At 74.5% G+C, this 26,213-nt stretch carries 25 protein-coding genes; 12 read left to right on the top strand and 13 right to left on the bottom strand.

Features of this window, described 5'->3' with window-relative positions; all coding sequences use genetic code 11:
- Positions 1-3: 3 nt before the first annotated feature.
- Genes O2W14_RS02255 through O2W14_RS02245 form a run of 3 tightly spaced genes read right to left on the bottom strand, consistent with a single transcriptional unit; the run spans position 4 to position 3,041 of the window.
- Entirely contained in the window at positions 4-1,269 is a 1,266-nt protein-coding gene (locus O2W14_RS02255) for an amidase (protein ID WP_269174465.1), read from the bottom strand.
- A 57-nt stretch (positions 1,270-1,326) separates the two neighbouring features.
- Positions 1,327-2,121 carry a CPBP family intramembrane glutamic endopeptidase gene (locus O2W14_RS02250; RefSeq protein ID WP_269174464.1) on the bottom strand — a complete coding sequence of 265 codons (795 nt, stop codon included), beginning with the start codon at positions 2,119-2,121 and terminating at the stop codon, positions 1,327-1,329.
- Complete coding sequence (locus O2W14_RS02245) at positions 2,118-3,041, bottom strand: NAD(P)H-binding protein (RefSeq protein ID WP_269174463.1); 924 nt, start codon at positions 3,039-3,041, stop codon at positions 2,118-2,120. Before O2W14_RS02245 ends, O2W14_RS02250 begins: the two co-directional genes overlap by 4 nt.
- Positions 3,042-3,143: 102 nt before the next feature.
- Here O2W14_RS02245 and O2W14_RS02240 point away from each other — a divergent pair, with 102 nt between their 5' ends.
- From O2W14_RS02240 to O2W14_RS02230, 3 genes are read left to right on the top strand one after another with little or no spacing between them, the layout of a single operon-like run.
- Positions 3,144-3,569, top strand: coding sequence for a DUF2237 family protein (locus O2W14_RS02240; protein ID WP_269174462.1), 426 nt, complete (start codon positions 3,144-3,146; stop codon positions 3,567-3,569).
- 34 nt (positions 3,570-3,603) lie between these two features.
- Positions 3,604-4,095 (top strand): glutathione peroxidase, encoded by a 492-nt coding sequence (locus tag O2W14_RS02235; RefSeq protein ID WP_269174461.1) that lies wholly within the window; start codon positions 3,604-3,606, stop codon positions 4,093-4,095.
- A complete protein-coding gene (locus O2W14_RS02230; RefSeq protein ID WP_269174460.1) occupies positions 4,092-4,574 on the top strand; it encodes a nuclear transport factor 2 family protein in 483 nt (160 codons plus the stop codon). The genes O2W14_RS02235 and O2W14_RS02230 overlap by 4 nt, the downstream gene beginning before the upstream one ends.
- Positions 4,575-4,619: 45 nt before the next feature.
- Here the strand turns inward: O2W14_RS02230 and O2W14_RS02225 are convergent, their stop codons facing one another.
- Complete coding sequence (locus tag O2W14_RS02225) at positions 4,620-5,021, bottom strand: VOC family protein (protein ID WP_269174459.1); 402 nt, start codon at positions 5,019-5,021, stop codon at positions 4,620-4,622.
- Between the two features lie 301 nt (positions 5,022-5,322).
- On the opposite strand from O2W14_RS02225, the gene O2W14_RS02220 reads away from it, so the two are divergent.
- Together O2W14_RS02220 and O2W14_RS02215 are read left to right on the top strand one after the other, a co-directional pair.
- Entirely contained in the window at positions 5,323-5,754 is a 432-nt protein-coding gene (locus tag O2W14_RS02220; RefSeq protein ID WP_269174458.1) for a hypothetical protein, read from the top strand.
- On the top strand, positions 5,751-7,013 hold the full coding sequence (locus tag O2W14_RS02215) for a glutathionylspermidine synthase family protein (protein WP_269174457.1): 1,263 nt from the start codon (positions 5,751-5,753) through the stop codon (positions 7,011-7,013). The genes O2W14_RS02220 and O2W14_RS02215 overlap by 4 nt, the downstream gene beginning before the upstream one ends.
- A 10-nt stretch (positions 7,014-7,023) precedes the next feature.
- Here the strand turns inward: O2W14_RS02215 and O2W14_RS02210 are convergent, their stop codons facing one another.
- Both O2W14_RS02210 and nhaA read right to left on the bottom strand, forming a co-directional pair.
- A complete protein-coding gene (locus O2W14_RS02210; RefSeq protein WP_269174456.1) occupies positions 7,024-8,061 on the bottom strand; it encodes a DUF2332 domain-containing protein in 1,038 nt (345 codons plus the stop codon).
- A 7-nt stretch (positions 8,062-8,068) separates the two neighbouring features.
- A complete protein-coding gene (gene nhaA / locus O2W14_RS02205; protein WP_269174455.1) occupies positions 8,069-10,636 on the bottom strand; it encodes a Na+/H+ antiporter NhaA in 2,568 nt (855 codons plus the stop codon).
- Positions 10,637-10,890: 254 nt separating this feature from the next.
- Here nhaA and O2W14_RS02200 point away from each other — a divergent pair, with 254 nt between their 5' ends.
- The gene (locus O2W14_RS02200; protein WP_269174454.1) at positions 10,891-11,814 is read left to right on the top strand and encodes an SDR family NAD(P)-dependent oxidoreductase; all 924 of its coding nucleotides are present in this window, start codon (positions 10,891-10,893) and stop codon (positions 11,812-11,814) included.
- Positions 11,815-11,817: 3 nt separating this feature from the next.
- Here O2W14_RS02200 and O2W14_RS02195 read toward each other — a convergent pair whose 3' ends face one another.
- Positions 11,818-12,345 (bottom strand): hypothetical protein, encoded by a 528-nt coding sequence (locus O2W14_RS02195; protein WP_269174453.1) that lies wholly within the window; start codon positions 12,343-12,345, stop codon positions 11,818-11,820.
- 161 nt (positions 12,346-12,506) lie between these two features.
- Positions 12,507-13,565, bottom strand: coding sequence for a zinc-dependent dehydrogenase (locus tag O2W14_RS02190; protein ID WP_269174452.1), 1,059 nt, complete (start codon positions 13,563-13,565; stop codon positions 12,507-12,509).
- Between the two features lie 281 nt (positions 13,566-13,846).
- Between O2W14_RS02190 and O2W14_RS02185 the strand changes: the two genes are divergently transcribed.
- Positions 13,847-15,877, top strand: coding sequence for a PTS mannitol transporter subunit IICBA (locus O2W14_RS02185; RefSeq protein WP_269174451.1), 2,031 nt, complete (start codon positions 13,847-13,849; stop codon positions 15,875-15,877).
- A 109-nt stretch (positions 15,878-15,986) separates the two neighbouring features.
- Here the strand turns inward: O2W14_RS02185 and O2W14_RS02180 are convergent, their stop codons facing one another.
- From O2W14_RS02180 to O2W14_RS02170, 3 genes are read right to left on the bottom strand one after another with little or no spacing between them, the layout of a single operon-like run.
- Positions 15,987-16,256: a DUF2277 domain-containing protein gene (locus tag O2W14_RS02180; protein WP_269174450.1), complete on the bottom strand. Its 270-nt coding sequence runs from the start codon at positions 16,254-16,256 to the stop codon at positions 15,987-15,989.
- A gap of 41 nt (positions 16,257-16,297) precedes the next feature.
- Entirely contained in the window at positions 16,298-17,473 is a 1,176-nt protein-coding gene (locus O2W14_RS02175; protein ID WP_269174449.1) for an acyl-CoA dehydrogenase family protein, read from the bottom strand.
- Positions 17,474-17,532: 59 nt separating this feature from the next.
- Positions 17,533-18,564 (bottom strand): endonuclease/exonuclease/phosphatase family protein, encoded by a 1,032-nt coding sequence (locus tag O2W14_RS02170; protein WP_269174448.1) that lies wholly within the window; start codon positions 18,562-18,564, stop codon positions 17,533-17,535.
- A gap of 153 nt (positions 18,565-18,717) precedes the next feature.
- Between O2W14_RS02170 and O2W14_RS02165 the strand changes: the two genes are divergently transcribed.
- From O2W14_RS02165 to O2W14_RS02155, 3 genes are read left to right on the top strand one after another with little or no spacing between them, the layout of a single operon-like run.
- Complete coding sequence (locus tag O2W14_RS02165) at positions 18,718-19,779, top strand: FecCD family ABC transporter permease (protein WP_269174447.1); 1,062 nt, start codon at positions 18,718-18,720, stop codon at positions 19,777-19,779.
- Entirely contained in the window at positions 19,776-20,870 is a 1,095-nt protein-coding gene (locus O2W14_RS02160; RefSeq protein ID WP_269174446.1) for a FecCD family ABC transporter permease, read from the top strand. Before O2W14_RS02165 ends, O2W14_RS02160 begins: the two co-directional genes overlap by 4 nt.
- Positions 20,867-21,688 (top strand): ABC transporter ATP-binding protein, encoded by an 822-nt coding sequence (locus tag O2W14_RS02155; RefSeq protein WP_269174445.1) that lies wholly within the window; start codon positions 20,867-20,869, stop codon positions 21,686-21,688. Before O2W14_RS02160 ends, O2W14_RS02155 begins: the two co-directional genes overlap by 4 nt.
- On the opposite strand, the gene O2W14_RS02150 is transcribed toward O2W14_RS02155, so the two are convergent.
- The gene (locus O2W14_RS02150) at positions 21,685-23,451 is read right to left on the bottom strand and encodes a BCCT family transporter (RefSeq protein ID WP_269174444.1); all 1,767 of its coding nucleotides are present in this window, start codon (positions 23,449-23,451) and stop codon (positions 21,685-21,687) included. The genes O2W14_RS02155 and O2W14_RS02150 overlap by 4 nt on opposite strands.
- Before the next feature lie 212 nt (positions 23,452-23,663).
- Between O2W14_RS02150 and O2W14_RS02145 the strand changes: the two genes are divergently transcribed.
- Both O2W14_RS02145 and O2W14_RS02140 read left to right on the top strand, forming a co-directional pair.
- The gene (locus O2W14_RS02145) at positions 23,664-24,587 is read left to right on the top strand and encodes a mechanosensitive ion channel family protein (RefSeq protein WP_269174443.1); all 924 of its coding nucleotides are present in this window, start codon (positions 23,664-23,666) and stop codon (positions 24,585-24,587) included.
- Positions 24,584-25,165 (top strand): hypothetical protein, encoded by a 582-nt coding sequence (locus O2W14_RS02140; protein WP_269174442.1) that lies wholly within the window; start codon positions 24,584-24,586, stop codon positions 25,163-25,165. Before O2W14_RS02145 ends, O2W14_RS02140 begins: the two co-directional genes overlap by 4 nt.
- A 4-nt stretch (positions 25,166-25,169) precedes the next feature.
- Here O2W14_RS02140 and O2W14_RS02135 read toward each other — a convergent pair whose 3' ends face one another.
- Positions 25,170-26,198 (bottom strand): zinc-binding dehydrogenase, encoded by a 1,029-nt coding sequence (locus O2W14_RS02135; protein ID WP_269174441.1) that lies wholly within the window; start codon positions 26,196-26,198, stop codon positions 25,170-25,172.
- Between the last annotated feature and the right edge of the window lie 15 nt (positions 26,199-26,213).

Below are 26,213 nucleotides of genomic sequence, written 5' to 3'. Positions count from 1 at the left end.
GGCTCAGTCCACCGAGCAGGGCGGGGTGGCCGTGTGCCAGTCCGTGCGCTGCTGGAACCAGGCGCCGGCGTCCAGCAGCGCGTCCTCCCCACCGACCGGCGCGGTGAGCTGGGCGCCCACCGGCATGCCGGAGACCGGGTGCCGGCCGACCGGCAGGGCCAGCGTCGGCCCGGCGTGCAGCGACCAGGGCGCGGTCAGCAGCGCCAGCCGGCGGGTGAGGGCCAGCACGTCCTCGTCGGTGGCGACCGTCGGGACGTCGACCGGCAGCGTCGGGCTGAGCAGCACGTCGACGGAGGCGAAGACCTCCTCCAGGGCGCGCTGGAACTCCGCGCGGGCCTCCAGCGCCTCGGCCCGGTGGCCGTCGCTGAGCCCCTCGCCGACCCGCACCCGGGTCAGCGTCTCGGGCTGGAACAGCTCCGGGTGCGCCAGCCGCTCCACGTGCAGGTCGGCGACGTCGGCGTAGACCAGCGTGTAGAGCACGTCCAGCGCCGACCCGGTGCCGGGCACGCGCACCGGCACCAGCTCGCTGCCGCCCGCGGCGAACACCTGTGCGGCCGCGGCGACCACCGCGGCGACCCCGGGGTCCAGCGGGTGCGTCCAGGACTCCGGGACGCCGATCCGCACCGGCGGCGCAGGCGTCAGCTCGCGCACCGCGCGGCCGGCCAGCACCGCGAACGCCCGGGCGACCAGCGGGACGTCGCGGGCGATCGGGCCCACGGTGTCGACGAGCTCGCAGACCGGGAAGGTGCCGGCGTCGGGCACCACCGACACGCCCGGCCGCAGCCCGGTGACCCCGCAGGCGGCGGCGGGCACCCGCACCGAGCCGCCGGTGTCGGTGCCCAGCGCCAGGTCGACCAGCCCGGCCGCCACGGCGACGGCGGACCCGCTGCTGGAGCCGCCGGGCACGCGGTCGCCGTCCCAGGGGTTCTGCGAGGGCCCGGCGAGGGAGTTCGTCCCGGTCAGGCCGAGGGCGAACTCGCTGAGGTTGAGCTTGGCCACCACCTGCGCACCTGCCGCGGTGAGCCGGGAGACCACCTCGGCGTCGACGTCGGGAACCCGGTCGGCGAAGTACGCCGAGCCGCAGGTGGTGCGCACCCCGGCGGTGTCGATGCTGTCCTTCAGGCCCACCCGGACGCCGGCCAGCGGACCCTCGGGGGCGTGCGGCAGCGGCGGGTCGATGACCGTCACGACGGCGTTGGTGGCCGCCGTGACCTCGGCGGTGCGGCGCACCCGGTCGCCGGCGGGCGGAGCGGGGGTCTGCGCGGTCACGGGCGGAGCCTGCCACCCGCCGTCCTCCTGTGGGAGGCGGGAGCCCCTACGACCAGGTCAGAGCGTCTGTGCGGCGCGCGTGTCGTCGATGGAGGGCTTGTCGGCGAACAGCGGCGGCAGGTACCGGAGCATGAGCACCGACCAGGTGAGGTGGGTCAGCGCGGGGGCCTGGATGCCCCCGGTGATCCGCCGCTGCCAGGCGAACAGCAGGCCCATCGGCACCGAGGCGAGCACCAGGGCCGGGTTGCGGGTGGCGACCGTGGCCAGCGTGTAGACGGCGGAGGACTTCAGCACCGGGTGGTCGACACCGACCGCGGCGTACAGCGCGCCCCGGAAGAAGACCTCCTCGGCGACGCCGTTGGCCAGGGTGGTCGTGGTGACCAGCGCCGGGTTGCCCTGCTGGGCGTAGCGGAGCACGCGGGTGATCGCGGCCTCCAGCGGCGGGACCTGCTTGGCCACCAGGGCCGCGGCGTAGAAGGCCCCGAACGCGGTGACCCCGCCGGCGACCGGGGTGATCAGCGGCCGGCGCAGCGTGGCCTTCGGCGTCTGCATCCAGCCCAGGTGCAGCGGGCCGGAGGCGATCCCGCCGGCCACCCAGGTGGCGGCCACCCCGAGGGTGAGGGCGTAGAAGGACGTCGAGTCCGGCTTGCGCGACAGCGAGACGCCCAGCAGCCCCGCCCCGGCCACCGACACGACACCGGTCACCCGGCGGCGGCGGCGGAAGGCGGCGTCGGACTCGTGGTGGTCGCGCGGGACCTTGTCGATCAGCCACGGGGGCAGCCGGTCGAGCAGCCGGGTGAGGCCGTCGTCGGAGATGAGGGACTCCCCGATGCGGCGCCGGTCGCGGGTCACCGGCCGGTCCTGATCCGGGACGCGGGCTTGCCCTGTCGGGCCTCCCGGCGCGCCCGTGCGCGTTCACCGAGCGCGGTGAGGACGGCCTCGTCGTAGGGCATCGGGTCGAAGGGCACGATGCGGCGGATCGAGTCGTCGCGCACCACCACCTCGTTGCTCATCGAGTCGATCAGCGACCGGCCGGTCTGCACGTCGACGTCGGTGACCAGTGCCAGCCAGCGCGAGGACAGCTGGGGCGTCAGCAGCGGCACCGGCACGATCAGCAGCCGACGCCCCTGGATCTCCGCGACCCGGGTCAGCATCTCCAGGTACTCGAGCACCTCCGGGCCGCCCACGTCGAAGTGCCGGCCCTCGGCCTCGGGGGCGTCGAGGACCCCGACCAGGTACCGGACCACGTCGCCGACCGCGATCGGCTGGGTCCGCGTGTGCACCCAGCGGGGGGTGACCATCGCCGGCAGGTGCGCCACCAGCTGCCGGGTCATCTCCCAGGACACGCCGCCGTGGCCGACGATGATCCCGGCCCGCAGGACCGTGACCGGCACCCCGCCCTCGGCCAGCAGCCGCTCCACCTGGCGGCGGCTGCGCAGGTGTGCGGACAGGTCGTCGGCGTCGTCACCGAGCCCGCCCAGGTAGACGATCCGGCCCACCCCGGCGTCGGCGGCGGCGCGGCCGAAGGAGCGGGCCGCCTCGGCGTCGCGCTCCTGGAAGTCGGCCGAGTCCAGCGAGTGCACCAGGTAGTAGGCGACCTGGCAGCCCTCGAGCGCGGCCCGCAGCGAGGCCTCGTCCGCGACGTCCCCGGCGACCGGCGTGCCGGCACCGGAGTAGCTCTCCGGGCGCCGGGTCATCGCGCGCACCTCGTGCCCGGCCGCTTCCAGCGCAGGCGCGAGCCTGCCCCCCACGAACCCCGACGCTCCGGTCACCAGTACTCGCACTCCTCCAGACTGTCCTCCTCGGACCGTGGGCGCGATTCGAGAGTGCACGACGGATCGGCGCGCGACGCCGCCCCGGGGCATGATCGGGCGGTGGACGCCCCCGGCAGCGAGCGCAACGTGCTGGGCGGTGCCCTGCAGCCCTGCGGCACCGACCCGATGACCGGCTTCACCCGCGACGGCTCCTGCCGCACCGGGCCCGAGGACGTCGGCAGCCACACCGTGTGCGTCGTCGTCTCCGCGGAGTTCCTGGCCCTGCAGCGCCGGCTGGGCAACGACCTGAGCACCCCGCGCCCGGAGTACGGCTTCCCCGGGCTGCGACCGGGCGACCGCTGGTGCGTGGTCGCCGTCCGCTGGCGGCAGGCCGCCGAGGCCGGCGCCCCCGCCGGGGTGGTGCTGGCGGCGACCAACGCGCGGGCGTTGGAGGTGGTGCCGTTCGAGCTGCTGCGCGCCCACGCCGTCGACGTCCCCGACGACGCCTCCTCCCTCGGGGAACAGCCCCCCGGGGGCCTGGGTTGACCGCGGCGACCGCCCCCCACCCTGCGGAGCTGACGTGAGCGACCTGCTGGACCTGCCCCTCACCACGCTGGACGGTGAGCCGACGACGCTCGGTGCGCTCACCGCGGGCTCGGCCGCGCTGGTGGTCAACGTCGCCAGCCGCTGCGGCCTGACCCCGCAGTACGAGCAGCTCGAGGCGCTGCAGCAGGAGCACGCCGGCCGCGGGTTCACCCTGCTCGGCGTCCCGTGCAACCAGTTCGCCGGCCAGGAGCCCGGGACGGCGGAGGAGATCGCCGCGTTCTGCTCGGCCACCTACGGCGTCACCTTCCCGATGACCGGCAAGCTCGAGGTCAACGGTCCCGGCGCCGACCCGCTGTACCGCGCGCTCACCGCCGTCCCGGACGCCACCGGTGAGGCCGGGGACGTGCAGTGGAACTTCGAGAAGTTCCTGCTCTCGGCCGACGGCGAGGTAGTCGCCCGGTTCCGGCCGGGGACGACGCCCGACGCCCCCGAGCTCCGCGCCGCCATCGAAGGAGTCCTGGCATGACCAGCCCCGACCGCCTCGCTGCGTCCTCCCCCACCCGCCCACCGGTCCCGCCGTTCACCGCCGAGACCGCCGCGCAGAAGGTGCAGGCGGCCGAGGACGGCTGGAACAGCCGCGACCCGCAGCGGGTGGCGCTGGCCTACACCGAGGACTCCGCCTGGCGGAACCGGGACACCTTCCTCACCGGTCGCGCCGCGATCGTCGAGTTCCTGACCGCCAAGTGGGAGCGCGAGCAGGACTACGTGCTGCGCAAGGCGCTGTGGGCGTTCACCGACGACCGGATCGCCGTCCGCTTCCAGTACGAGTGGCACGACGCCGAGGGCCAGTGGTGGCGCTCCTACGGCAACGAGAACTGGGAGTTCGACGCGCACGGGCTGATGAGCCGCCGCGAGGCGAGCATCAACGACGTGGCGATCACCGCCGCCGAGCGCCGGCTCACCGGGCCCCGGCAGCCGGGTGAGCCGGAGATCCCGCTGCGCTGACCCAGCGGGGCGCCTGCCGCGGTCGGCGGCAGGCGTCCCCACCGGTCAGCCCTGCGTCGCCGCCGGGTCCATCCACACCGTCTCCCAGACGTTGCCGTCGGGGTCGGTGAAGCTGGTCGAGTACATGAAGCCGAGGTCGTCGGTCGGCCGCCACGGCTTGCCGCCCGCGGCCAGCGCCCGGGCCAGCAGGTCGTCGACCTCGGCGCGGTCGTCGGCGGAGAGCGCGTTGATCACCGAGGTGGCCTGCGCCGGGTCGCCGACCTGACCGGTCACGAACCCGGCGAACTTCTCCCGGGTCAGGAGCATGACCCAGACGTTCTCCTCGACCACCATGGCGGCGGCCGTCTCGTCGCTGAACTGCGCGTTGTTCTCGAAGCCGAGCGCGGCGTAGAACGCCTTCGCCCGCTCCAGGTCGGTGACGGGCAGGTTCACGAAGATCGTGCGCACGGGGTCCTCCTCGGTGACGCCGGCCGGTCGGCCGGTGGGACGTGGGCCGGTGCGGCCTCACGTGTCTCCAGACCCTCCGGCCGGCGGGAACTCATCGGTCCGCGGCGCGTCGTCCCGCCGTCCGTCCCCGGGGGTCCGGCAGGCCGGGCGTGCGCGGCGCTCGCCATGGAGGGCGTGGGACTGTGAGGATGACGGTCCCCGCCCGAGGGGCCGGGTGATCGGCTCCCGGGCAGGTCCGAGAGCATGTGCGGGTCCGCGGGTCCGCGGGGACACGGGCGACGCCAGGTGAGGAGCGCAGACGGTGAGCACGACCAGGAGCAACCGGGCCAAGGCCGCGATCACCACCGTCAGCCTGACCGGTGCCGCCATGGGCTTCCTGACCGCCTGCGGGGGTGGCGGCGGCGAGGACGAGAACGAGGCCCGCGAGGTCTACTGCGTCGACGAGCAGGACAACGTCGTCGACGAGGAGCAGTGCGAGGAGGCCGAGCGCAACGGCGGCATCGGCGTCGGCGGGCTGCCGTTCTTCTTCCTGCTCGGCAGCTTCGGCGGCAACCGCTACTCCGTCGGTCAGCGCATCCCGCAGCAGTACACGACCGCCGGCACCCGGGTGAACCCCTCGGACACCGCCGCGCGGTCCCGCAGCGGGCTGCCCAGCAGCGGCAAGGTCACCTCCGGCAGCCGCATCTCCGGTGGCATCGGCTCCGGCGGCGCCGGGGGGAGCAGCGGCTCGTGAGGCGGCTCTACGGCAAGGCCCGGGTCGGCTGGGAGGCCGAGATCGAGAGCCAGGGGCTGGTCTACAACAAGACCACCGTCCCCGACGGCGAGACGCGGTCCTACTGGCGCGAGGACGTCTTCTACGACTTCACCGCCGCCGAGATCGACCGGCTGGCCGAGGTCACCGACCAGCTGTTCGCCGCCTGCGTGGAGGCCGGCGAGGTCGCGCTGGCCGACGAGCGCCTGCTGGACCGGATGCGCATCCCGCGCGACGCCCGCGACGTCATCCGGGCCACCTGGGAGTACGAGCCGCCGAGCATCTACGGCCGGTTCGACCTGTGGTGGGACGGCAAGGCCGCGCCTCGGCTGCTGGAGTTCAACGCCGACACCCCGACCTCGCTGGTCGAGGCCGCCGTCGTGCAGTGGGCCTGGCACCTGGAGACGGGGCAGGGCACCGACCAGTGGAACCAGCTCGACGACCGGCTGGTGGCGGCCTGGCAGCGCAACCTGTCCCGGTGGGAGGCCCACTACGGGCGCCGTCCGAAGGTGCACCTGGCCTGGACGTCGGGCGACACCAGCGGCGAGGACTGGATGACCGTCGCCTACATGGCCGACTGCGTGCAGCGCGCGGGCTACGAGACGACCGTGCTCACCACCGAGGAGCTGGGCCTGGACACCGGCGACGCCCGGTTCTACGACCCGCTGGGCAACCGGATCGACGTGCTCTTCAAGCTCTACCCCTGGGAGTGGCTGCTCGCCGACGAGTACGGCCCCTCGGTGGTCGCCGACATCCGCGTGCCCGGCGGGACGACGTGGATCGAGCCGGTCTGGAAGATGCTCTGGTCGAACAAGGGCCTGCTGCCGGTGCTGTGGCAGCGCTACGAGAACGACCCGGTGATCTCCCGGTACCTGCTGCCCTCCTACTTCGGCGACGACCCGCGGGCCGCCGAGCTGCAGGCGACCGGGTTCGCCCGCAAGCCGCTGCTGGGCCGCGAGGGCAACAACGTCGAGCTGATCGCCCCGGGCGGGGAGACGCTGGCCTCCCTCGGCGGGCGCTACGGCGCCGAGGGCTGGATCGTGCAGCAGCTGTGCCCGCTGCCCGACTTCGCCGGCCCCGACGGCCCGCACCACCCGGTGCTCGGCGCCTGGGTCGTCGACGGCGAGGCGGCCGGCCTGGGCATCCGCGAGTCCGACGGCCTGATCACCGACGACCTGTCCTTCTTCGTCCCGCACACGATCGACTACAAGCGCCCCCCGAACACCACCTGGTCCGCCTGACCGCTGGTGGTCATGGGGCGGCGTGCCGGTGGCCGGACGGCCCTGGTCGACCGCGCAGGGCCGCCGCGGCGGGGAGCCAGTCGAGGGTGCCGCCGTGCGGGGCGGTGTAGGCCAGCGGCTCGCCGTCCAGAGCGAGCAGGAAGCGGGACTCCTCCACGGCCGGGGGCTCGGGCAGGCGGTCGCGGACCCCGGGCAGGACGGGCACGCCCTCCTGGGAGACCCACCGCACCGGCAGCCCGCTGACCGTCTGCACGAACTCCTCGCGCGCCGCGACGGGCAGGTAGGCGAGCACCGCGGTGTGGAAGACGACCACGGTCGCCTCGCGCGGCATCCGGGCCACCAGCCCGGGCAGCTCCTCGACCAGGTCGCCGCGCACGATCTCGGCGGGCTCGCGGGCGGCGATGGCGGCCGCCGCGCCCAGCCGGTCGCGGCGTTCGTCCATGCCGGGCCAGATCAGCGCCTGCAGCCAGGCGACGTCCTCGGGGTCGGCCGGGTCCAGCGGGTTGAGGTCGATGCCGGCCCGGGCGACGACCTCGGGCACGCGCGTGGGGACCGGTCCGTCACCGGTCACCGTGCACCGCAGCTGCACCTGGCTCCCGACGTCCCCGACCTGGACGCCGGAGTACCGGTAGCCGTAGCGGTCGGGGTACAGGCACAGCCCGGCGGAGGCGCCCACCTCGATCAGCGCCAGCGGCCCGGGCAGCGTCGACAGCACCGGCAGCAGCGCGGCGCAGCGGGCGGCCTCGTTGGTCTGGGTGGCGCGGGCGAGCATCGTGGCCCGCAGCCGGTCGCCGTCGCCCAGCACCCACGCGTGCAGCTGGGCACCGTCCTCCGGTGGGCCGTCGTGCAGGAACGTCAGCGCCCCGAGCAGCAGGTTCGCCTGCCGCTTGGCCTGCGGCAGCGTGCCGAGGAAGCCCAGGACGTCGGCGTCGTCGGCCACCGCTGCGGCCAGCTCGGCGTACCGCGGGGAGACGCCGGCGGCCTCGACCTCGGCGAACCAGCGGTAGTGGCCGGCGACGTCCTGCAGCTCCTCGTCCAGCGCCCTCATGGCGGCATCATGTCGTGGTCAGGTCACGGGTGGCCGAGCCCGCCGCCTGCAACAGGTCCTCGCGGGTCGGGTCGACCAGCACCCGGCCGTCGGGGCGGACGACCAGCGGCCGGTCGGTGTCGGGCAGCCCGGCCTCGGCCAGCAGCCGCCGGGCGGCGTCGTCCTCGGCCGGGTCGAGCCACTGGTGGGCGATGCCGTCGTCGGCCAGCCGCTCGCGCAGCTCGGCGCTGGCCGGCCACCGGCGGTCACCGACCACCCGCAGCCCGCTGGCCTGCCCGATCAGCATCGCCCGGCGCAGCAGGAACGACCGGGTGACCAGGTCGTTCAGCTCGCGGTTGCGGGCCAGCAGCGAGCGCAGCCGCTCGAGCGTGACCACCAGGACCTCCCCGGCCTCCGCGACGACCAGCGACCGCACCGGGCGCTGGCCGGCCAACTGGTTCAGCCCGCCGAGGAAGCGGCCGGGCCCGTGCACCGCGATCACCCGCGGGGCGGCGCCGTCCACGCCCTCCAGCGGGCCCTCCACGATGGCCACCGAGCCGGCCAGGACGACGAAGAAGTCGTACTCGGCCGCCCCCGAGCGCAGCAGCACCTGCCGGTGCTCGGTGCGCACCCGGCGACCGACCCGCTGGAACTCCCGCAGCTGCGCCTCGCTCAGCCGCGGGGTCGACCCGTCGTCGGCCGACTCCGCGAAGTGGCCCCCCGGCAGCTTGGTCAGCCCCGGCAGCTGCGCCGTCGGCGACAGGGTCACCGTGCGCACCGGCGCGACCGGGGCGGGCAGCTCCCGGCGCTGCGGGCCGCGCGGGTCGGACGCCAGCAGGGCGGCCGCCAGCGCGTCGGTGACCGTCGGGCCCTCGTGGCGGACGCCGTTGACGAAGAAGGTCGGCGTGCCGGCGACCCCGCTGGCCTCGGCGGAGGCGACGTCCTCGCGCACCCGGGCCGCGTGGGTGCCGTCGCCGAGCTCCTGGGCGAACCGGCCCAGGTCCAGGCCGAGCGCGGCGGCGTGGTCGAGCAGCTCACCGGCCTCCAGCTGGTCCTGGTGGGCGAACAGCCGGTCGTGCATCGCCCAGAACGCGCCCTGCGCCCCGGCGGCCTCCACGGCCTCGGCGGCGAGCTCGGCGTGCGGGTGCACGTCGGGCAGCGGCAGGTGCCGGAACACGTAGCGCAGGTCGTCGCCGAACCGGGCGCGCAGCTCCTCGACGACCCCGGTGGCCCGGCCGCAGAAGGGGCACTCGACGTCGCCGTACTCCACCAGCTCCAGCGGGGCGTCGGCCCGGCCGCGCACGTGGTCGCGGGCGGGGTCGACCGGCGGGTCGAGCCGGCGCGGGCCGGTGGGCTGTTCGACCGGGTCGCGGCGGGCCAGCCAGCGGAACCAGCCCAGACCCAGGGCCGCGGCGACCACGGCGGCGGCCAGGATGCCGACCATCGCCTCGTCGCGCAGCTGCGTGTCGGGGAAGGCCAGGTCGGCGACGAAGAGCGAGACGGTGAACCCCAGGCCGGACAGTGCGGCGCCGCCCCAGACGCTGCCCAGGCCCACGCCCGGCGGCAGCGCACCGAGCCGCAGCCGGACCGCCAGCGCCGCGGCACCCCCGACGCCGACCAGCTTGCCGACGACCAGGGCGGTGAACACCCCGAGCGTCACCGGCGAGGTCAGCGCCCGCCCCAGCAGGTCGCCGTCCACGTGCACCCCGGCGTTGGCCAGGGCGAACACCGGGACGACGACGTAGCCGCTCCAGGGCACCAGCAGCGCGCCGATCCGCTCGTTGGGCGAGATGGCGCGCTCGACCGAGAGCTTCGCCTGCCGGGCGAGGGAGACCTGCGGTGACTGCCGGAAGGCCCGGGCCAGGACGCCGGCGGACTCGACCTCGGCGCGCCGGGGCGGGTAGGCGCTGACCAGCAGCCCGAGGACGACGGCGCCGATGGTGGCGTGCACCCCGGAGGCGTTCATCGCCAGCCACATCGCCGTGCCCACCGCGAAGTACGCCGGCCCGCGCCAGACCTGCAGCCGGGCCAGCACCTGGAAGGCGAGGATGCACAGCGCCGCGATCGCCAGCAGGGTCAGGTCGACGTCCTCGGAGTAGAAGACGGCGATGACGGTGAGCGCCCCGATGTCGTCGACCACCGACAGCGAGAGCAGGAAGACCCGCAGCTGGGTGGTGGCCCGCGGCCCGGCCAGCGCCAGCGCGCCCAGCAGGAAGGCGGTGTCGGTGGCTATCGGGATGCCCCAGCCGTTCGCGCCCGGGCCGCCGGCGTTGAAGGCCAGGTAGATGGCCGCGGGCAGCAACAGCCCGGCGACGGCGGCGATGACCGGGACCGACAGCCGGCTGCGCTGGGTCAGCTCGCCCATCTGCAGCTCGCGGCGGACCTCCATGCCGATGAGGAAGAAGAAGAAGCACATCAGGCCGTCGTTGACCCAGTGGCGCAGGTCCTCGGTCACGCCCGTCGAGCCCAGCCGCAGCGAGAACTCGGTGTGCCACACCCGCTCGTAGGTCTCGCTCCACGGGGAGTTGGCCCAGGCCAGGGCCAGCAGGGTCGCGACGACGAGCAGCCCGGCGCTGGCCGCCTCCGTCTGCAGCATCCGCCGTGCCTGGGCGGACAGCTGCGCGATCAGGTGACCGGATCCTGCCCTCGTGGTCGTCCGTGGTGCTGACACGTCGCTCTTCCTACCTGTGCTGGATGACGATCGGGAGTCGTCGCCGACCACGGTGTCCGACGACCCCGGTGGGCTCGTGCACTGCCGTCGAAGGGCGTGCGCTGCTCCTGCATTCCCCGGGGCCGCATCCGGTCGTGCGCAACAGGCGTGGCGGGCGGCGGCGCGGGTAGCGGGGCGGGGTGACTGCTGAGACGACGGCGAGCGACGTGCGACCGGCGACCCCGGGGAGCGGGCAGGTGGTGCTGGTCATCGGCGCCTCCTCCGGCATCGGCCGGGCGAGCGCGATCCAGTTCGCGCAGCGGGGCGCCTCGCTGGTGCTGGTGTCCCGGAGCGCGACCGCGCTGGCCGCCGCTGCGGCCGACTGCCGCGCCGCGGGGGCGGCCGCGGTGGACTGCGTGCCGGGCGACGTCCTCGACCCCGCCGAGGTCCAGGCCGCCGTGGACCGGGCGACCGGCACCCACGGCCGGCTGGACGTCGTCGTGCACGCCGCCACCGTGATGGCCTACGGCCGGATCGAGGACGTCCAGCCCGAGGTGTTCGAGCGGGTGGTCGACACCGCCGTGCTGGGCACCTTCAACGTCTTCCGCGCCGTCCTGCCGGTGCTGCGGGCCCAGCAGCGCGGCGACGTGGTGGTCGTCAGCTCGCTGCTGGCCTCGATCACCGCCCCGACCATGGGCGCCTACGTGACGGCGAAGTGGGGGCAGCTCGGGCTCATCCGCACCCTGCAGCAGGAGCTGCGGGAGCTGCCGGACGTGCACGTCTCCGCCGTCGCCCCGGGCGGGACGACGACGCCGATCTACGACCAGGCCGCGACCGTGCTGGGCAACACCGGCCACCCGCCGCCCCCGGTCTACACCCCCGAGCGGGTCGCCCGGGCGGTCGTGGACCGGGTGGCGAACCCGCGGCGGCTGAAGCAGTCGGGGTTCCTGAACCCGGTGATCATCGCCGGGTTCCGGCTCTTCCCGCCGGTGTTCGACGTCCTCGTCGGGCCGTTGCTGCGGGTCTTCGGCATGTCCCGGGACACCGTGCCCCCGACCACCGGCAACGTCTTCGCGCCGGTGCCGGAGAAGGAGTCCACCCGGGGCGACTACTGGGGGATCTGAGCCTCAGGCGGCGGGGGCGGGCAGCGCCCGTCCCCGCCGGCGGGACACCACGAGCGCCACGGCCGCGACGAGGCCGGAGCCCACCATCACCATCGTCATGCCCAGGCCGTTGCCGTCGGCGGGCAGCGAGGTGCCGGCCGGGCACTGGCCGACGACGCTCGCGTTCGACAGCGTCACGCCGTCGAGGGTCCAGCTGCCGCCCCACGCGTCGGAGGCCGGGACGGTCACGGCGAAGGCGCCGGGGTGGCTGCCGGGGGCGAAGCTGGTCGGCTGCGCGCGGTCGTACCGGCTGGGGGAGATCACGTTCCCGGGCCCGTAGGGGATCGTCTGCGTCACGCCGGTGTTGTTGACGTAACCGAGCAGCACGCTGACGCTGCCGTCGCTGTTGGGCTGGTAGCAGGAGGCCGTCGGGGTCACCGTCCCGGCCGCCTGGGCGGTGCCGGGGCCCAGCAGCAGCGCGACGGCGGCCACCAGTCCGGCGAGCAGCACGTGCCCGGTCCGTCGTCCTGGGGTGTTCGCCGTGCTGCGCATCCTGCACCTCGTCCTCGGTCCGACCGGCGGCTGGTCCGCCCATCGGAGCTCCATCGGCAGGTGCGGACCGGTGGCACAGCTCCCGGCGGGACAGGCCACCCGGACGGGGGAGGCGCGTACCGGGCTCCGCCGCAGCGGTGGAGCGGAGCCCGGCCGGCCGGTCAGGGCTCGATGGTGACCTTGATGGCCACGCCCCGCTGCACGATGGAGAAGGCGTCGAGCACCCGGTCCAGCGGCACGTGCTCGGTGATCAGGTCCTTGACCGGCACCAGCCCGCTGGAGATGTACTCCAGTGCCCGCTTGTTGTGCTCGGGCGCCGACCCGTTCGCACCGTGGATGTGCAGCTGGCGGTAGTGCACGACGTTCGAGTCGCAGGTGATCGTCGGGTTGGTCTTGGGCAGCCCGCCGAAGAAGGAGATGCGGCCGTTGCGGGCAGCGGCGGCGATGGCCTGCTCCTGGGTGACGTTCGCCGCGGTCGCGGTGATGATGACGTCGGCGCCGCGACCGTCGGTGAGCTCCTTGATCCGGGCGACCACGTCGACCTCGGCGCCGTTGACCACCTCGTCGGGCTGGACGGCGGCGGCCGACATCTCCAGCCGTTCGGCGTTGACGTCGACCAGGATGACCTTGCCGACCTTGTGCACCCCACGGGCGATGCGGATGTGCATGCAGCCGATCGGCCCCGCTCCGAAGACGACGAGGGTGTCGCCCTCCTCGATGCCGAGGAGCTCCTGGGCGTTGATGGCGCAGGCGAAGGGCTCGGCGGCCGAGGCCTCGTCGAACCCGACGTTCTCCGGGATCCGGTTGAGCCCGTCGACCGCCAGCACCTGCTGGGGCACGATCATGTACTCGGCGAACCCGCCGTCGTACTGGTAGCCGATGGAGGTCTGGTTCTGGCACACCGCCATCCAGCCCTTGCGGCACTCGTGGCAGTGCCCGCACGGCACGGCCGCGATGACCTGCACGCGGTCGCCCGGGGCCCAGTCGCTGCCGTACGTCGAGTTCACGTCGGCCCCGACCTCGACGACCTCGCCGGCGACCTCGTGGCCCATGATCCGGGGCGGCGTCAGGTTCTGGTGCCCGTTGTGGAAGGCCTTCACGTCGGTGCCGCAGGTCGAGCAGTTCCTGACCTTGATCTTCACCTCGCCCGGACCGCAGTCGGGCTCCGGGACGTCCTCGAGCCGCACGTCCTCCGGGGCATAGAACCGCAAGGCCTTCATGTCGTCCTCCAGGTGCTGGGGCGATGACGACGCCCACTGGCGTCCGGTGCAGGCACGGCCTCACCGGTGTCGGCGGTCACTGTAGAGCCCTCAAGGTCATCCGGTTGCGTGGACTTCGGTGTGAACATGTTGCTTTGCGCCCCCTTGACCGCGCTCGCTGGGCCCGTTATACAGACGAACGCAGATCATCGTGACTGCCATCACACGCTCACGATCCCCCCGTCCCCGCCCGTGCGACCCGCGTCGACCGGTCACAGAACGTCACCCAGGAAGGGTCATCCATGGCCACGACCACCCACTCGGCGCCACGCTCGGGAGGGCTGCGCGTCCGCGTCCAACGGTTCGGGACGTTCCTCTCGAACATGGTGCTGCCCAACATCGGCGCCTTCATCGCCTGGGGCCTGATCACCGCGCTGTTCATCGAGACCGGCTGGATCACCCTCATCGGTGACGCCCTCGGCCACAGCGGCGGCTACGGCTTCGTCGAGGACATCGGCGCCTGGGGCTCCGGCTCCGAGGGCACCGGCCTCGTCGGCCCGATGATCACCTACCTGCTGCCCCTGCTCATCGGCTACACCGGCGGCCGGATGACGTACAACGACGAGCTCCGCGGCGGCGTGGTCGGCGCCATCGCCACCATGGGCGCCATCGCCGGCGCCAGCGTGCCGATGTTCCTGGGCGCCATGATCATGGGCCCGCTCGGCGGCTGGACCATGAAGAAGCTCGACGCGCTGTGGGCGCACAAGATCCGCCCCGGCTTCGAGATGCTGGTCAACAACTTCTCCGCCGGCATCTGGGGCGCGTTCCTCGCCGTCGTCGGCTTCGTGCTCGCCGGACCCCTCGTCGAGGCGTTCAGCACGGTGGCCGGGAACCTGGTCGACACCCTCGTCGAGAACAACCTGCTGCCGTTGACCTCGATCTTCATCGAGCCGGCCAAGATCCTGTTCCTGAACAACGCCATCAACCAGGGCATCCTCACCCCGCTCGGCACGAACGAGGCGCAGCAGGCCGGACAGTCGATCCTCTTCCTGCTCGAGGCCAACCCCGGCCCCGGCCTGGGCCTGCTGCTGGCCTTCGCCGTCTTCGGCCGCGGGGCCGCGAAGTCCTCGGCTCCCGGCGCGCTCCTCATCCACTTCGTCGGCGGCATCCACGAGATCTACTTCCCCTACGTGCTGGCCAAGCCGAAGCTCATCGCCGCGGTGATCCTCGGCGGCATGGCCGGCGTGGCGACCAACCTCGTCCTCGGCTCGGGCCTGCGTTCGCCTGCCTCCCCCGGTTCGATCATCGCCGTCTGGGCCGCCTCCCCGCCCAGCAGCCTGATCGGCGTCACCGCCTCGGTGCTGGTCGCTGCCGCGGTCAGCTTCGCCGTCGCCGCCTTCCTGTTGAAGCTGGACAAGGGCGATGACGGCGACCTCTCCGCGGCGACGGCGGCGATGGAGGCCCGCAAGGGCAAGAAGTCCTCGATCTCCTCGGCGCTGGTGGGTTCGGGCGGTGGCCGCACCGACGGCCCGATCCACTCCATCGTGTTCGCCTGCGACGCCGGCATGGGCTCCTCGGCCATGGGCGCCTCGGTGCTCCGCCGGAAGGTGCACGGTGCCGGCTTCAAGGACGTCACCGTGGTCAACAAGGCCATCTCGAACCTGAAGGACACCTACGACCTCGTGGTCACCCACGAGGACCTCGCCGAGCGGGCCGAGGAGCGCACCAGGTCGGCGCGCCACGTCTCGGTCAGCAACTTCATGGACAGCCCCCGGTACGACGAGATCGTCGAGCTGCTGCAGCAGACCAACGGCACGGCCGGCGCACTCGGGGCGGCCGCGGTGGACGGTGCAGACGTGGGCAACGCGGCGGGCCGGACCGGCGCGGGTGCCGGTGAGGGCAACTTGCTCTCCCCGGACAGCATCGTGCTCGACGGGCGCGCCTCCGGTCGCGATGCGGCGATCACCGAGGCCGGCGAGCTGCTGGTCGCGGCCGGCGCGGTCGAGGCCTCCTACGTCCCGACCATGCACGACCGGGAGACGTCCGTGTCGACCTACATGGGCAACCTGCTGGCCATCCCGCACGGCACCAACGAGGCGAAGTCCGCGATCCGTCGCTCGGCGATCTCCTTCGTGCGCTACCCGCAGGGCATCGACTGGAACGGCAAGGAGGTCAAGTTCGTCATCGGTGTCGCCGGTGCCGGCGACGACCACCTGAAGCTGCTCGGGAAGATCGCGGAGGTGTTCACCGACTCCGCGCAGGTGGCCCGGCTCGAGGCGGCCCGCACCCCGGCCGACGTGCAGGCCGTGCTCGGCCAGATGCAGCCGGCCTGACGCAGCACCCCCGTCCCGGGGACACCTCCTCGGGACGGGGCGCCTCGACGGCCCCGGTCCGGACCTCAGGTCCGGGCCGGGGCCGTCGTCGTGTCAGCGGGCCGTCGGGTCAGCGGGCGTAGCGCGCGGCGGCGCGCTCGCGGGCCTGGGCGGCGAGCACCTCCCGGTCGCGGGGCGGGGCAGCGGTGACCAGGTCGGCGAGCAGGTGCTCGGTGGCATGGGCGATCTCCTCGACCGCCCGGTCGAACGCCGCCTGGTTCGCCTGCGACGGCTTCGCCGAGCCGCTGACCTTGCGCACGTACTGCAGCGCTGCGGCCCGCACCTCCTCCGACGTCGTCGCGGGCGCCAGGTTGTGCAGCACGTGGATGTTCCGGCACATGGCCGGCAGCGTAGGGGCGATGTCGACCGACATGGCCGCTCTCAGGCGCCGGTCACCGTGGTCGTCGGGCGGCCGCCGCGGGCGAGCTCGCGGCTGATCACCATCCGCTGGATCTGGTTGGTGCCCTCGAAGATCTGCATGACCTTGGCCTCGCGCATGTACCGCTCGACCGGGTACGCCGAGGTGTAGCCGTACCCGCCCAGCACCTGGACGGCGTCGGTGGTCACCCGCATCGCGTTGTCGGTGGCGACCAGCTTGGCGATCGCCGCCTGCTGGCCGTAGGGCTGCCCGGCGTCCTTGAGCCGCGCGGCCGACAGGTAGGTCGCCCGCGCGGTCTCCACGGCGGCGGCCATGTCGGCGAGCAGGAACGCCAGCCCCTGGTGCTCGATGACCGGGACGCCGAACGCCTCCCGCTCCCGGGCGTAGGCGACCGCGTCGTCCAGTGCGCCCTGCGCCAGCCCGGTCGCCACCGCGGCGATGCCCAGCCGGCCCGCGTCCAGCGCGGCCAGCGCCAGCGGGAGCCCGTCGCCCTCGGCGCCGACCCGCCGGTCGGCGGCGACCCGCACGCCGGCGAACCGCATGGTCGCCGTCGTCGAGGCGGTCAGGCCCATCTTCGACTCGGGCCGGTCGGCCGTCAGCCCCGCGGAGCCGGCCGGGACGACGAAGCAGGAGACGCCGCGCGACCGGTCGGGCGAGGTGCGGGCCATCACCGTGTAGGAGTCGGCGTGCCCGCCGTGCGTCGTCCATGCCTTCTCCCCGGCGAGCACGTACTCCCCGCCGTCCCGGACGGCGCGGGTGCGCATGGCGGCGGCGTCGGAGCCGGCGTGCGGCTCCGAGAGGCAGTAGGCGCCCAGCAGCTCACCGGACAGCAGCTCCGGCAGCAGGGCCGCCTGCTGGTCGGGCGTGCCCGCGGTGGCCAGCGCCCAGCACGACATGCCGTGCACGCTCACCCCGACCGCGACACCGGCCCACACCGCGGCCAGCTCCTCGAGCACCTGCAGGTGCACCACGGCCGGCTGTGCTCCCCCGCCGAACTCCTCGGGGTAGGGCAGGCTCAGCAGCCCGGCCCTGCCCAGCGTGCGGAACACCTCGCGCGGGAAGCACGCCTCGGCCTCCGCGGCCACGACCCGGGGCGCGAGCTCCTCGCGGGCCAGCTCGCGGGTGAGATCGAGCAGGTCGGCGGCCTCCTGCGTGGGGACCAGACGACGGACGGGCACGGCACACACCTCCGCAGGGCGGGACCTCGTCGTCCCGGCGCCCCCGACGGTACCCAGGATCAGCCCTCGGGCCAGGCCAGGTCGACGACCATCGGCGAGTGCGTGCTCGGGCCGGCCGCGCCCTCGACGCTGCGCACCGGCTCCAGCCCGCTGACCAGGACGACGTCGACCCGGGCCACGCCGGGACCGGGGCCGCGGGTCAGCGCCGGCCAGGTGCCCACGGCCCGGTGCACGTCGACGAGGCCGGCGTCCTGCAGCTCCCCCAGCGGCTGGTTCAGTGGCGCGGAGTTCAGGTCCCCGCCCAACAGCACCGGCGTCCCCCCGGCGATGAGGCCGGCGGCGATCTCGGCGTAGCGGCGGGCCTCGGCCACCCGGAGCCGCGCCGCCTGGCCGGTGCCCCCGGCCGGGTTCACCGCCTGCTTCTCCGGCAGGCACCCGATGCACGGCGAGGCCAGGTGCACCGAGAGGACGGCGAGCTCCCGCCCGTCGACGTCCAGGGTGACCAGGTCGGCAGGGCGAGCCCTCTCCGGCAGCCCGGTGACCGGCTGCACGCCGGTGATGGGCAGCCTGGACAGCACCGCGTCCCCGTCGCCTCCTCCCGGGTCGGTCCCCGGGCCGAAGCTGGCGTAGGGGTACGCCGGCAGCTGCTCGAGCGCCGGACGGGACCGGTGTGTCACCTCCTGCAGCAGCAGCACGTCGGGCTGCTCCCGCGCGATGAGGTCGTACAGGCCGTCCAGCGGTGCGGTCTGGGTGAGGTTGTAGGCGGCCACCCGCAGGTCGGGCTCGGGTTCCCCGCCGGGCAGACGGTTGAGCAGGTAGGGCCCCTGCAGCACGGCGCACACCACGGCCGGGACGGCGACCGCGGCGACGGTGCGCCAGGAGCGCAGCGCCGCTGCCACGACGGCCAGTGCGGGCGCGGGCAGCAGCAGCCAGAACGAGGCGAGCGCGGCGCTGTAGGTCAGCGCGGTCCGGTCCCGCAGGACGGCCACCGCGAGCAGCACCAGCGTCGCCAGCACGCCGTACGCCAGGGCCAGCCCGAGCGCCCACCGCAGCCAGCGCGGGCGGGCGGGTGGGGCGAGGCGTCGCAGCACCCGTCCATGGTGGGGGGCGACGGGCGCCGTCCGGACCGATCCCCGGCTGACCCGGAGTCGTCTTGGTCACCCCACCGCCAGGCAACCGACCGGTGGGTAAGGTGAGCCTTCCCAATCTCGTCAGGTCTGTCCGCCGTCCTCCAGGAGCCGCTCGTGGCGCAACGCACGGCTGCCCGGCCCACCGAGGAGACCGCACCACGACCCGGCCTGCTGCGGGGCACCGGCAGCCGGGCGGCGGGCCTGTGGGTGCTGCTGGTGGTCGCGGTGGCCGTCTGCGCGCTGAGCATCAGCGTCGGGACGCGCCCGATCGGCCTGGGCACGGTCTGGCACGCGCTGCTCGACGCCTCCGCCCCCGGCGACGAGACGGTGATCGTCCGCCAGCTGCGGGTGCCGCGCACCCTGCTGGGCGTCCTCGCCGGGCTCGCACTGGGCGCCTCGGGCGCGCTGATGCAGGGCCACACCCGCAACCCGCTCGGCGACCCGGGCCTGCTCGGGGTCACCGCGGGCGCGGCCTTCGCCGTCGTGCTGTCGATCTCCCTGCTCGGCCTGCGCACGCCCAGCGCCTACATCTGGCCGGCGCTGGTGGGGGCGCTGCTGGCCAGCATCGCGGTGTTCGCGATCGGCTCGGCGGGCCGCGGCGGCGCCACCCCGGTCAGCCTGGCGCTGGCCGGCTCCGCGCTGACCTACCTGATGTTCGCGCTGGTCCAGTCGGTCACCATCCGCGAGACGACGACGCTGGACGCCTACCGGTTCTGGATCGTCGGCGCGCTGGCCGGGCGGGAGGCCGACGTGGCCGTCCAGGTCGCCCCGTTCGTCGTCGTCGGCCTGGTGCTCGCGGTGGTCAACGCCCCGGCGCTGAACCTGCTCGGGCTCGGCGAGGACGTCGCCCGGGGCCTGGGCCAGCGGGTGTGGCTGGCCCGCGTCGTCGGGCTGGCCGCCCTCACCCTGCTCGCCGGGGCCGCGACCGCCGCCTGCGGGCCGATCGCCTTCGTCGGGCTGGTGGTGCCGCACGTGGCCCGCGCGCTCACCGGCCCCGACCACCGCTGGCTGATCCCGGCGTCGGCACTGCTCGGTGTCATCGCGCTGCTGCTGGCCGACGTGCTGGGCCGGGTCGTCGCCCGCCCCGGCGAGCTGCAGGTGGGCATCGTGCTCGCCGTCGTCGGCACCCCGTTCTTCATCGCCCTGGTCCGCCGCCGCCGGCTGGTGCAGCTGTGACCCTGGCCGCCCCGACCCGCACCCCGGCGACCCACGCCCGCCCGCGCCGCACGCTGCGCGTGGGGCCGGTCTCGACCACCTACCGCCGGCGCTCGCTGGTCGTGCCGGTGCTGGTGCTGCTGCTCCTGCTGGTGGTCGCCGCGCTCAGCCTGGGCCGCGGTGACTACCCGATCAGCGTGCCCGAGGTGCTGGGCGCCCTGGCCGGCACCGGCGAGGACACCGCGCGCTTCATCGTGCTGGAGCTGCGCGCCCCACGCGTCGCCGTCGCCGTCCTGGTCGGGCTGGCGCTGGGGGTCTCCGGCGCGCTGATCCAGACCTTCGCCCGCAACCCGCTGGCCAGCCCCGACGTGCTCGGGGTGACCGGCGGGGCGGCCATCGGCGCGGTCAGCGTGATCGTGCTGGGCGGCAGCGGCACCACCGCCGCCGGTGTGCTGGGCGGGCTCGGGCTGCCGGCCGCCGCGCTGCTGGGCGGGCTGGTCATGGCCGGGCTGATCTTCGGCCTGGCCTGGCAGTCGGGCATCGACGGCTACCGGCTGGTGCTGGTCGGCGTCGGGCTCTCGGCGATGGCTCAGGCGGTCGTCTCCTACCTGCTCACCCGCAGTGCCCTGTTCGACGCCGCCGCCGCCAACGTGTGGCTCACCGGCTCGCTCAACGGCCGCGGCTGGGACCAGGCGCTGCCGCTGGCCCTGGCGCTGCTGGTGCTGCTGCCCGCCGCCCTGGCGATGACCCGGGTGCTGAGCGTCCTGCAGTTCGGCGACGAGACGGCGCGGGCGCTGGGCGTGCGGGTGCCGCTGGCCCAGCTGGCCGTCGTCCTGGTCGCGGTCGGGCTGGCCGCCTTCGCGGTCTCCGCGGCCGGGCCGATCCAGTTCGTGGCGCTGGTCGTGCCGCAGATCGCCGTCCGGCTGACCGGCGGATCCCGGCCCCCGCTGCTGACCTCCGGGCTGCTCGGGGCGCTGCTGCTCACCGCCAGCGACCTCGTCGCCCGCACCGTGCTGCCCGAGACCTTCCCCGTCGGGGTCGTCACGGCGGTCGTCGGCGCTCCCTACCTGCTCTGGCTGCTGGTCCGCGGAAGGCGGCGATCCACCCTGTGACCGCACTCGACACCCCCACCCCGACCGCCCGGGTGCGCCTGGCCGCCGACCGCGTGCGGCTGGCCTACGGCGACAAGGTCGTCGTCGACGACCTGGACCTGCAGCTGACCGACGGGTCGTTCACCGCGATCGTCGGCCCCAACGGCTGCGGCAAGTCCACGCTGCTGCGCGCGCTGGGCCGGCTGCTGCGCCCGACCGGGGGCAGCGTGCTGCTCGACGGCCGGGCGATCACCTCCACCTCCACCCGCGAGGTGGCCAAGGTCCTGGGCATGCTGCCGCAGACCCCGCTGGCGCCCGAGGGGCTCACCGTCGCCGACCTGGTCGCCCGCGGCCGGCACCCGCACCAGAGCTGGCTGCGCCAGTGGTCCAGCGACGACGAGGCCGTGGTCACCGAGGCGCTCACCTGGACCGACATGGCCGACCTGGCCGACGCACCCGTCGACGCGCTGTCGGGCGGGCAGCGGCAGCGGGCGTGGATCTCGATGGCGCTGGCGCAGGGCACCGACCTGCTGCTGCTCGACGAGCCCACCACCTACCTCGACCTCGCCCACCAGGTCGACGTCCTGGAGCTCATCGCGCGGCTGCACACCGAGCGCGGCCGCACCGTCGCCGTCGTCCTGCACGACCTGAACCTCGCCGCCCGCTACGCGCAGCGGCTGGTGGCGATGAAGGACGGCGTCCTGGTCGCCTCCGGCACGCCCGAGGAGGTGCTCACCGAGCAGCTGCTGGCCGAGGTGTTCGAGCTGGAGGCCCGCGTCGTCCCCGACCCGGTCACCGGCACCCCGATGGTGGTGCCGGTCCGCCGCCTGCGCCGCTAGTCGCGCGGGTCCTGCGGCCGGCCGGCCGGGGCCTCCTCCGGCAGCGGGGCCACGCTGTTGGGCAGCAGCCCGCGCGCCGGTTCGACCACCAGGTGGAAGTCCTCGCCGTGCCGGCTGATGCCGGCGACGACCGCCCGCTCGACCGCGTCGCTGGCGTAGGCCCGGCGCAGCACCAGCGGGTCGGAGCGGAGGTCCTTCGCCAGGGCCACCGCCATGCCCACCATCACCAGCGCGAAGGGCAGCGCGGCGATGATCGTCAGGTTCTGCAGCCCGGTCAGTGCGTCGTCCCCGCCGGCCAGCAGCATGATCGCCGCGACGGCGCCCATGACCACCCCCCAGAAGACGACGATGCCGCGACTGGGGTGCAGCGTGCCGCGCTGGGACAGCGAGCCCATCACGACCGAGGCCGCGTCGGCGCCGGAGACGAAGAAGACGGCCACCAGCACCATGACCAGCACCGTGGTGACGGTGGCCAGCGGGTACTGCTGCAGCACGCCGAAGAGCTGTCCCTCCGCCGTCGCCTGTCCGGCCACGTCGGTGCCGCCCTGCTGGGCGGCGATCCCGGCGCCGCCGAAGACGGCGAACCAGACCAGGCTCACCGTGCTGGGGACCAGCAGCACGCCGGTCACGAACTGGCGGATCGTGCGGCCGCGGCTGATCCGGGCGATGAACAGCCCGACGAACGGGGTCCAGCTGATCCACCAGGCCCAGTAGAAGACCGTCCAGCCGCGCAGCCACTCGGCCATCGCGTCGCCACCGGTGGCCTCGGTGCGCCCGGCCATCCGGCCCACGTCGGAGACGTAGGCCCCGATCGCCTCGGGCACCAGGTTCAGGATCAGCACCGTCGGTCCGGCGACGAAGACGAAGAGCGCCAGGACGACGGCCAGCACCATGTTCGTCGTCGACAGCCACTGGATGCCCCGGGCGATCCCCGACACCGCCGAGACGACGAACGCCGCGGTCAGCACGGCGATGACCGCCACCAGCACGCCGTTGCCCACGCTGCCGGCCCAGCCGAGGACCTCCATCCCGCTGCCGATCTGCAGCGCACCGAGCCCCAGCGAGGCGGCCGAGCCGAACAGCGTGGCGAAGACGGCCAGGACGTCGATGAGCGTGCCGGCCGGCCCCTCGGCCCGACGGCGCCCGATCAGCGGGATGAAGGCGGCGCTGATCAGCTGCCGCCGGCCGCGGCGGAAGGTGCCGTAGGCGATGGCCAGCCCCACGACGGCGTAGATCGCCCACGGGTGCAGCGTCCAGTGGAAGAGCGTGGTGGCCATCGCGGTGCGCACCGCCTCGGCGCTCTCCCCGGCGACGGTGCCGGGCGGGGGCGTCACGTAGTGCGCGAGCGGCTCGCTGACGCCGTAGAACATCAGCCCGATGCCCATCCCGGCGCTGAACATCATGGCCACCCAGGACACCGTCCGGAACTCCGGCGCCTCACCGTCCCGGCCCAGCCGGACGTGCCCGTACCGGCCGGCGGCCAGCCAGACGACGAACACCACGAACGCCGACGCCAGCAGCACGAACAGCCAACCGAGCTTCGTCTCGACCCAGGTCAGCGCGGTCCCGCTGGCACTGCCGAGCCCGGTCGGCGTGGCCAGGCCCCAGACGACGAAGGCCAGGGCGACCACGGCGGCGAACCCGAAGACGGCGGTGTCCAACCGGCCGTGGCCGTCGGCCGCGGTCGGCGGCTGGGCGAGCGCGGGGTGCTGGTGACCGTGGGTCGTGCGGGCGCGCCCGCGGGGTGGAAGAGGTGTGCTCACTGGCGGGTGCGGCCCCCGTGCGGGCGCCTCTCCTCTCGGCTCGGCGACGTGCCGGCCGTCCCGGGGCTGGAGACACCGGCCTGTGCGCTCACGATGCGCCGGACACGGACGCACCGCAATCCGGGGTCGATCGGGCTCCGGTGACCGTGAGTCACCGGAGTCGTGCACCCCGCCGTCGCCGTGACGGCCGCCGCAGGCCACACTGGACGGCGATGGACGTGCTCTCCGAGGGACCGGTCAGTGACGCGCTCTACTGGGTGCGGGGGCCCGGTCTGCACGCCCTGCTGATCGTCCTGGGCGCGGTCCTGCTGGCCCGGCTGGTCAGCTGGGCGGGGAAGCGGATCACCGACCGGATCGACGCCGCCGCGACCGACTCGGACGCCCTGGTGCGGTCCGAGGCCGCCAAGCACCGGCACTCGCTGACCCAGGTGCTGACCTGGGCGGCGATCGTGCTGATCTGGTCGGTCGCGATCTTCTTCGTCCTGGACACCCTGGGCCTGCCGGTCACCGGACTGGTCGCCCCCGCCACCGTGCTCGGCGTGGGCCTGGGCTTCGGTGCCCAGCGCATCGTCGGCGACGTGCTCGCCGGGTTCTTCCTGATCACCGAGCGGCAGTACGGCTTCGGCGACGTGGTCGCCATCCAGGTCAACGGCGGCGGCGACCCGGCCGAGGGCACCGTGGAGGACGTCACCCTCCGGATCACCCGGCTGCGCTCGGTGAACGGCGAGGTCGTCATCGTCCCCAACGGGCAGATCGTGAAGGTCGTCAACCTCTCCCGGGACTGGGCGCGCGCCGTGGTCGACGTCCCGGTGCCGGCCACCGCCGACGTCAACCGCGTCCAGCAGGTGCTGCGCGAGGTCGGCGAGCGGGCCTTCGCCGACCCCCGGCTGCACCGCCTGCTGCTCGACGCCCCCAGCGTGATGGGCGTGGAGAGCCTGGCCCTGGACGAGGTCAACCTGCGGATCGTGGCCCGCACCCTGCCCGGCAAGCAGTTCGAGGTGGGTCGTGACCTGCGCGCCCGGGTGGCGCTGGCGCTGTCCCGCGAGGGCGTCTCGCTCCGGGCCACCGCGCAGGAGGACGACGTCCGCGACGAGGCGCTGGCCGAGGACCGGGCCCGCAGCGGAGGTGCCGCGTGACCCGCCCGTCCGACGACCAGCCCACCACCGTGCTCCCGCAGCAGACGGTCGAGCAGCCCTCGGTGACCACCTCGCCGGCGACCCGCCGCAGCTACACCTGGCACCGCCGGATCCCGGCGCGGATCGGCCGGGCCCGCAGCTCCACGGTGATCATCGGTGCGCTGTTCGTGCTGCTGGGCGGGCTGAACTTCGTGCTCCCCACCGACCCCTACGTCACGGTGCCCACCGAGTACGGCGACGTCCGGGTGCGGTCCTCCCAGCTGGCCCGCACCCCGACCCCCACGCCCACGCCGACCTCCGAGGCGCCGTCCGGACCGGTGCCGACGGAGGAGCCGGAGACCTCCGCCCCCGCGCCGACCACCAGTGCCCCGGACACGACCGCCGGCGAGGACGAGGAGACGACCACGCCGGCACCGTCGCCGACGAGCAGCGGTGCGACGGAGGACGAGGAGACGACCGCGCCGACGACGACCGCGGAGCCCACCTCGAGCGCCCGGTCGGGCTCGACCTCGACCAGCGCGCCCACGCGGACGGCGGAGACGGCCACCCCCACGGGCACCGCCGACCCGACCGGCTGAGCCCTCAGGACGAGGTGACGACCGCGATCCCGGGCTCCCGGCCGATCGCGGCCAGCGCCGCCCCGGCGTCGTCCAGGCCGAGCTGCTGGGTGACCAGGCGCTCGGGGTGCAGCCGGCCGGCCGCGATCAGCGACAGCATCGCCGGGTAGTCGGCGGCGGCCATGCCGTGGCTGCCCAGGACCGCGAGCTCGCCGGCGATCACCAGCTCCATCGGGACCTCCGGGCGGCCCAGCGCCGGGGGCAGCAGGCCCACCTGCACGTGCCGGCCCCGGCGGCGCAGGCTGCGGATCGAGTTCAGGCAGGTCACGGCCGCGCCCAGGGCATCGATCGAGACGTGCGCCCCGCCACCGGTGAGCTCGGCGACGGCGGCGGGCACGTCGACGGACCCGGACACCACGTGCTCGGCACCGAACCGCCGGGCCAGCTCCAGCGCGCCCGGCGCCACGTCGACGGCGACCACCCGCGCGCCCGCGGCGACCGCGACCTGGACGGCGGACAGCCCCACGCCGCCGCAGCCGTGCACGGCCACCCACTCCCCCGGCCGCACCTGCCCCACCCCGGTGACCGCGCGGAAGGCGGTGGCGAACCGGCAGCCCAGGCTGGCGGCGGTGGCGAAGGACATGCCCTCGGGCAGCGCGACCAGGTTGACGTCGGCGGCCTCGAGCGCGACGAACTGCGCCAGCGAGCCCCAGTGGGTGAACCCGGGCTGGGTCTGGTTCGCACACACCTGGCCGGCACCCTCCCGGCAGGGCGCACAGTGCCCGCACGCGCAGACGAACGGCACGGTCACCCGGTCCCCGACCGCCCAGTCCCGCACCCGGTCCCCGACCGCGGCGACGGTGCCGGCGAGCTCGTGACCGGGCACGTGCGGCAGGACGACGTCGGGGTCGTGGCCCAGCCAGCCGTGCCAGTCGCTGCGGCAGATCCCGCTGGCCCCGACCTCGACGACCACGCCGTCCCGGGACGGCGTCGGGTCGGGCACCGTCCGGACGTCGAGCGGACCACCGAACTCCTCGAACACCAGCGCGCGCACGGGTCAGAGCCTGCC

Origin of the sequence: Modestobacter sp. VKM Ac-2986 (assembly GCF_026967795.1) — a bacterium.
Lineage (GTDB): Bacteria > Actinomycetota > Actinomycetes > Mycobacteriales > Geodermatophilaceae > Modestobacter.
The sequence above is the reverse complement of the archived record's forward strand: the minus strand, read 5'-3'. Positions and strand labels throughout refer to the sequence as shown.

What these genes read in the sequence shown, in the direction of transcription:
- O2W14_RS02210 (WP_269174456.1), bottom strand. Translation starts at nt 8,061, where the DNA reads ATGAGGGCGCTGGACGAGGAGCTGCAGGACGTCGCCGGCCACTACCGC.
- O2W14_RS02190 (WP_269174452.1), bottom strand. Translation starts at nt 13,565, where the DNA reads ATGAAGGCCTTGCGGTTCTATGCCCCGGAGGACGTGCGGCTCGAGGAC.
- nhaA (WP_269174455.1), bottom strand. Translation starts at nt 10,636, where the DNA reads ATGCTGCAGACGGAGGCGGCCAGCGCCGGGCTGCTCGTCGTCGCGACC.
- O2W14_RS02145 (WP_269174443.1), top strand. Translation starts at nt 23,664, where the DNA reads ATGGACGTGCTCTCCGAGGGACCGGTCAGTGACGCGCTCTACTGGGTG.
- O2W14_RS02185 (WP_269174451.1), top strand. Translation starts at nt 13,847, where the DNA reads ATGGCCACGACCACCCACTCGGCGCCACGCTCGGGAGGGCTGCGCGTC.
- O2W14_RS02230 (WP_269174460.1), top strand. Translation starts at nt 4,092, where the DNA reads ATGACCAGCCCCGACCGCCTCGCTGCGTCCTCCCCCACCCGCCCACCG.
- O2W14_RS02180 (WP_269174450.1), bottom strand. Translation starts at nt 16,256, where the DNA reads ATGTGCCGGAACATCCACGTGCTGCACAACCTGGCGCCCGCGACGACG.
- O2W14_RS02195 (WP_269174453.1), bottom strand. Translation starts at nt 12,345, where the DNA reads ATGCGCAGCACGGCGAACACCCCAGGACGACGGACCGGGCACGTGCTG.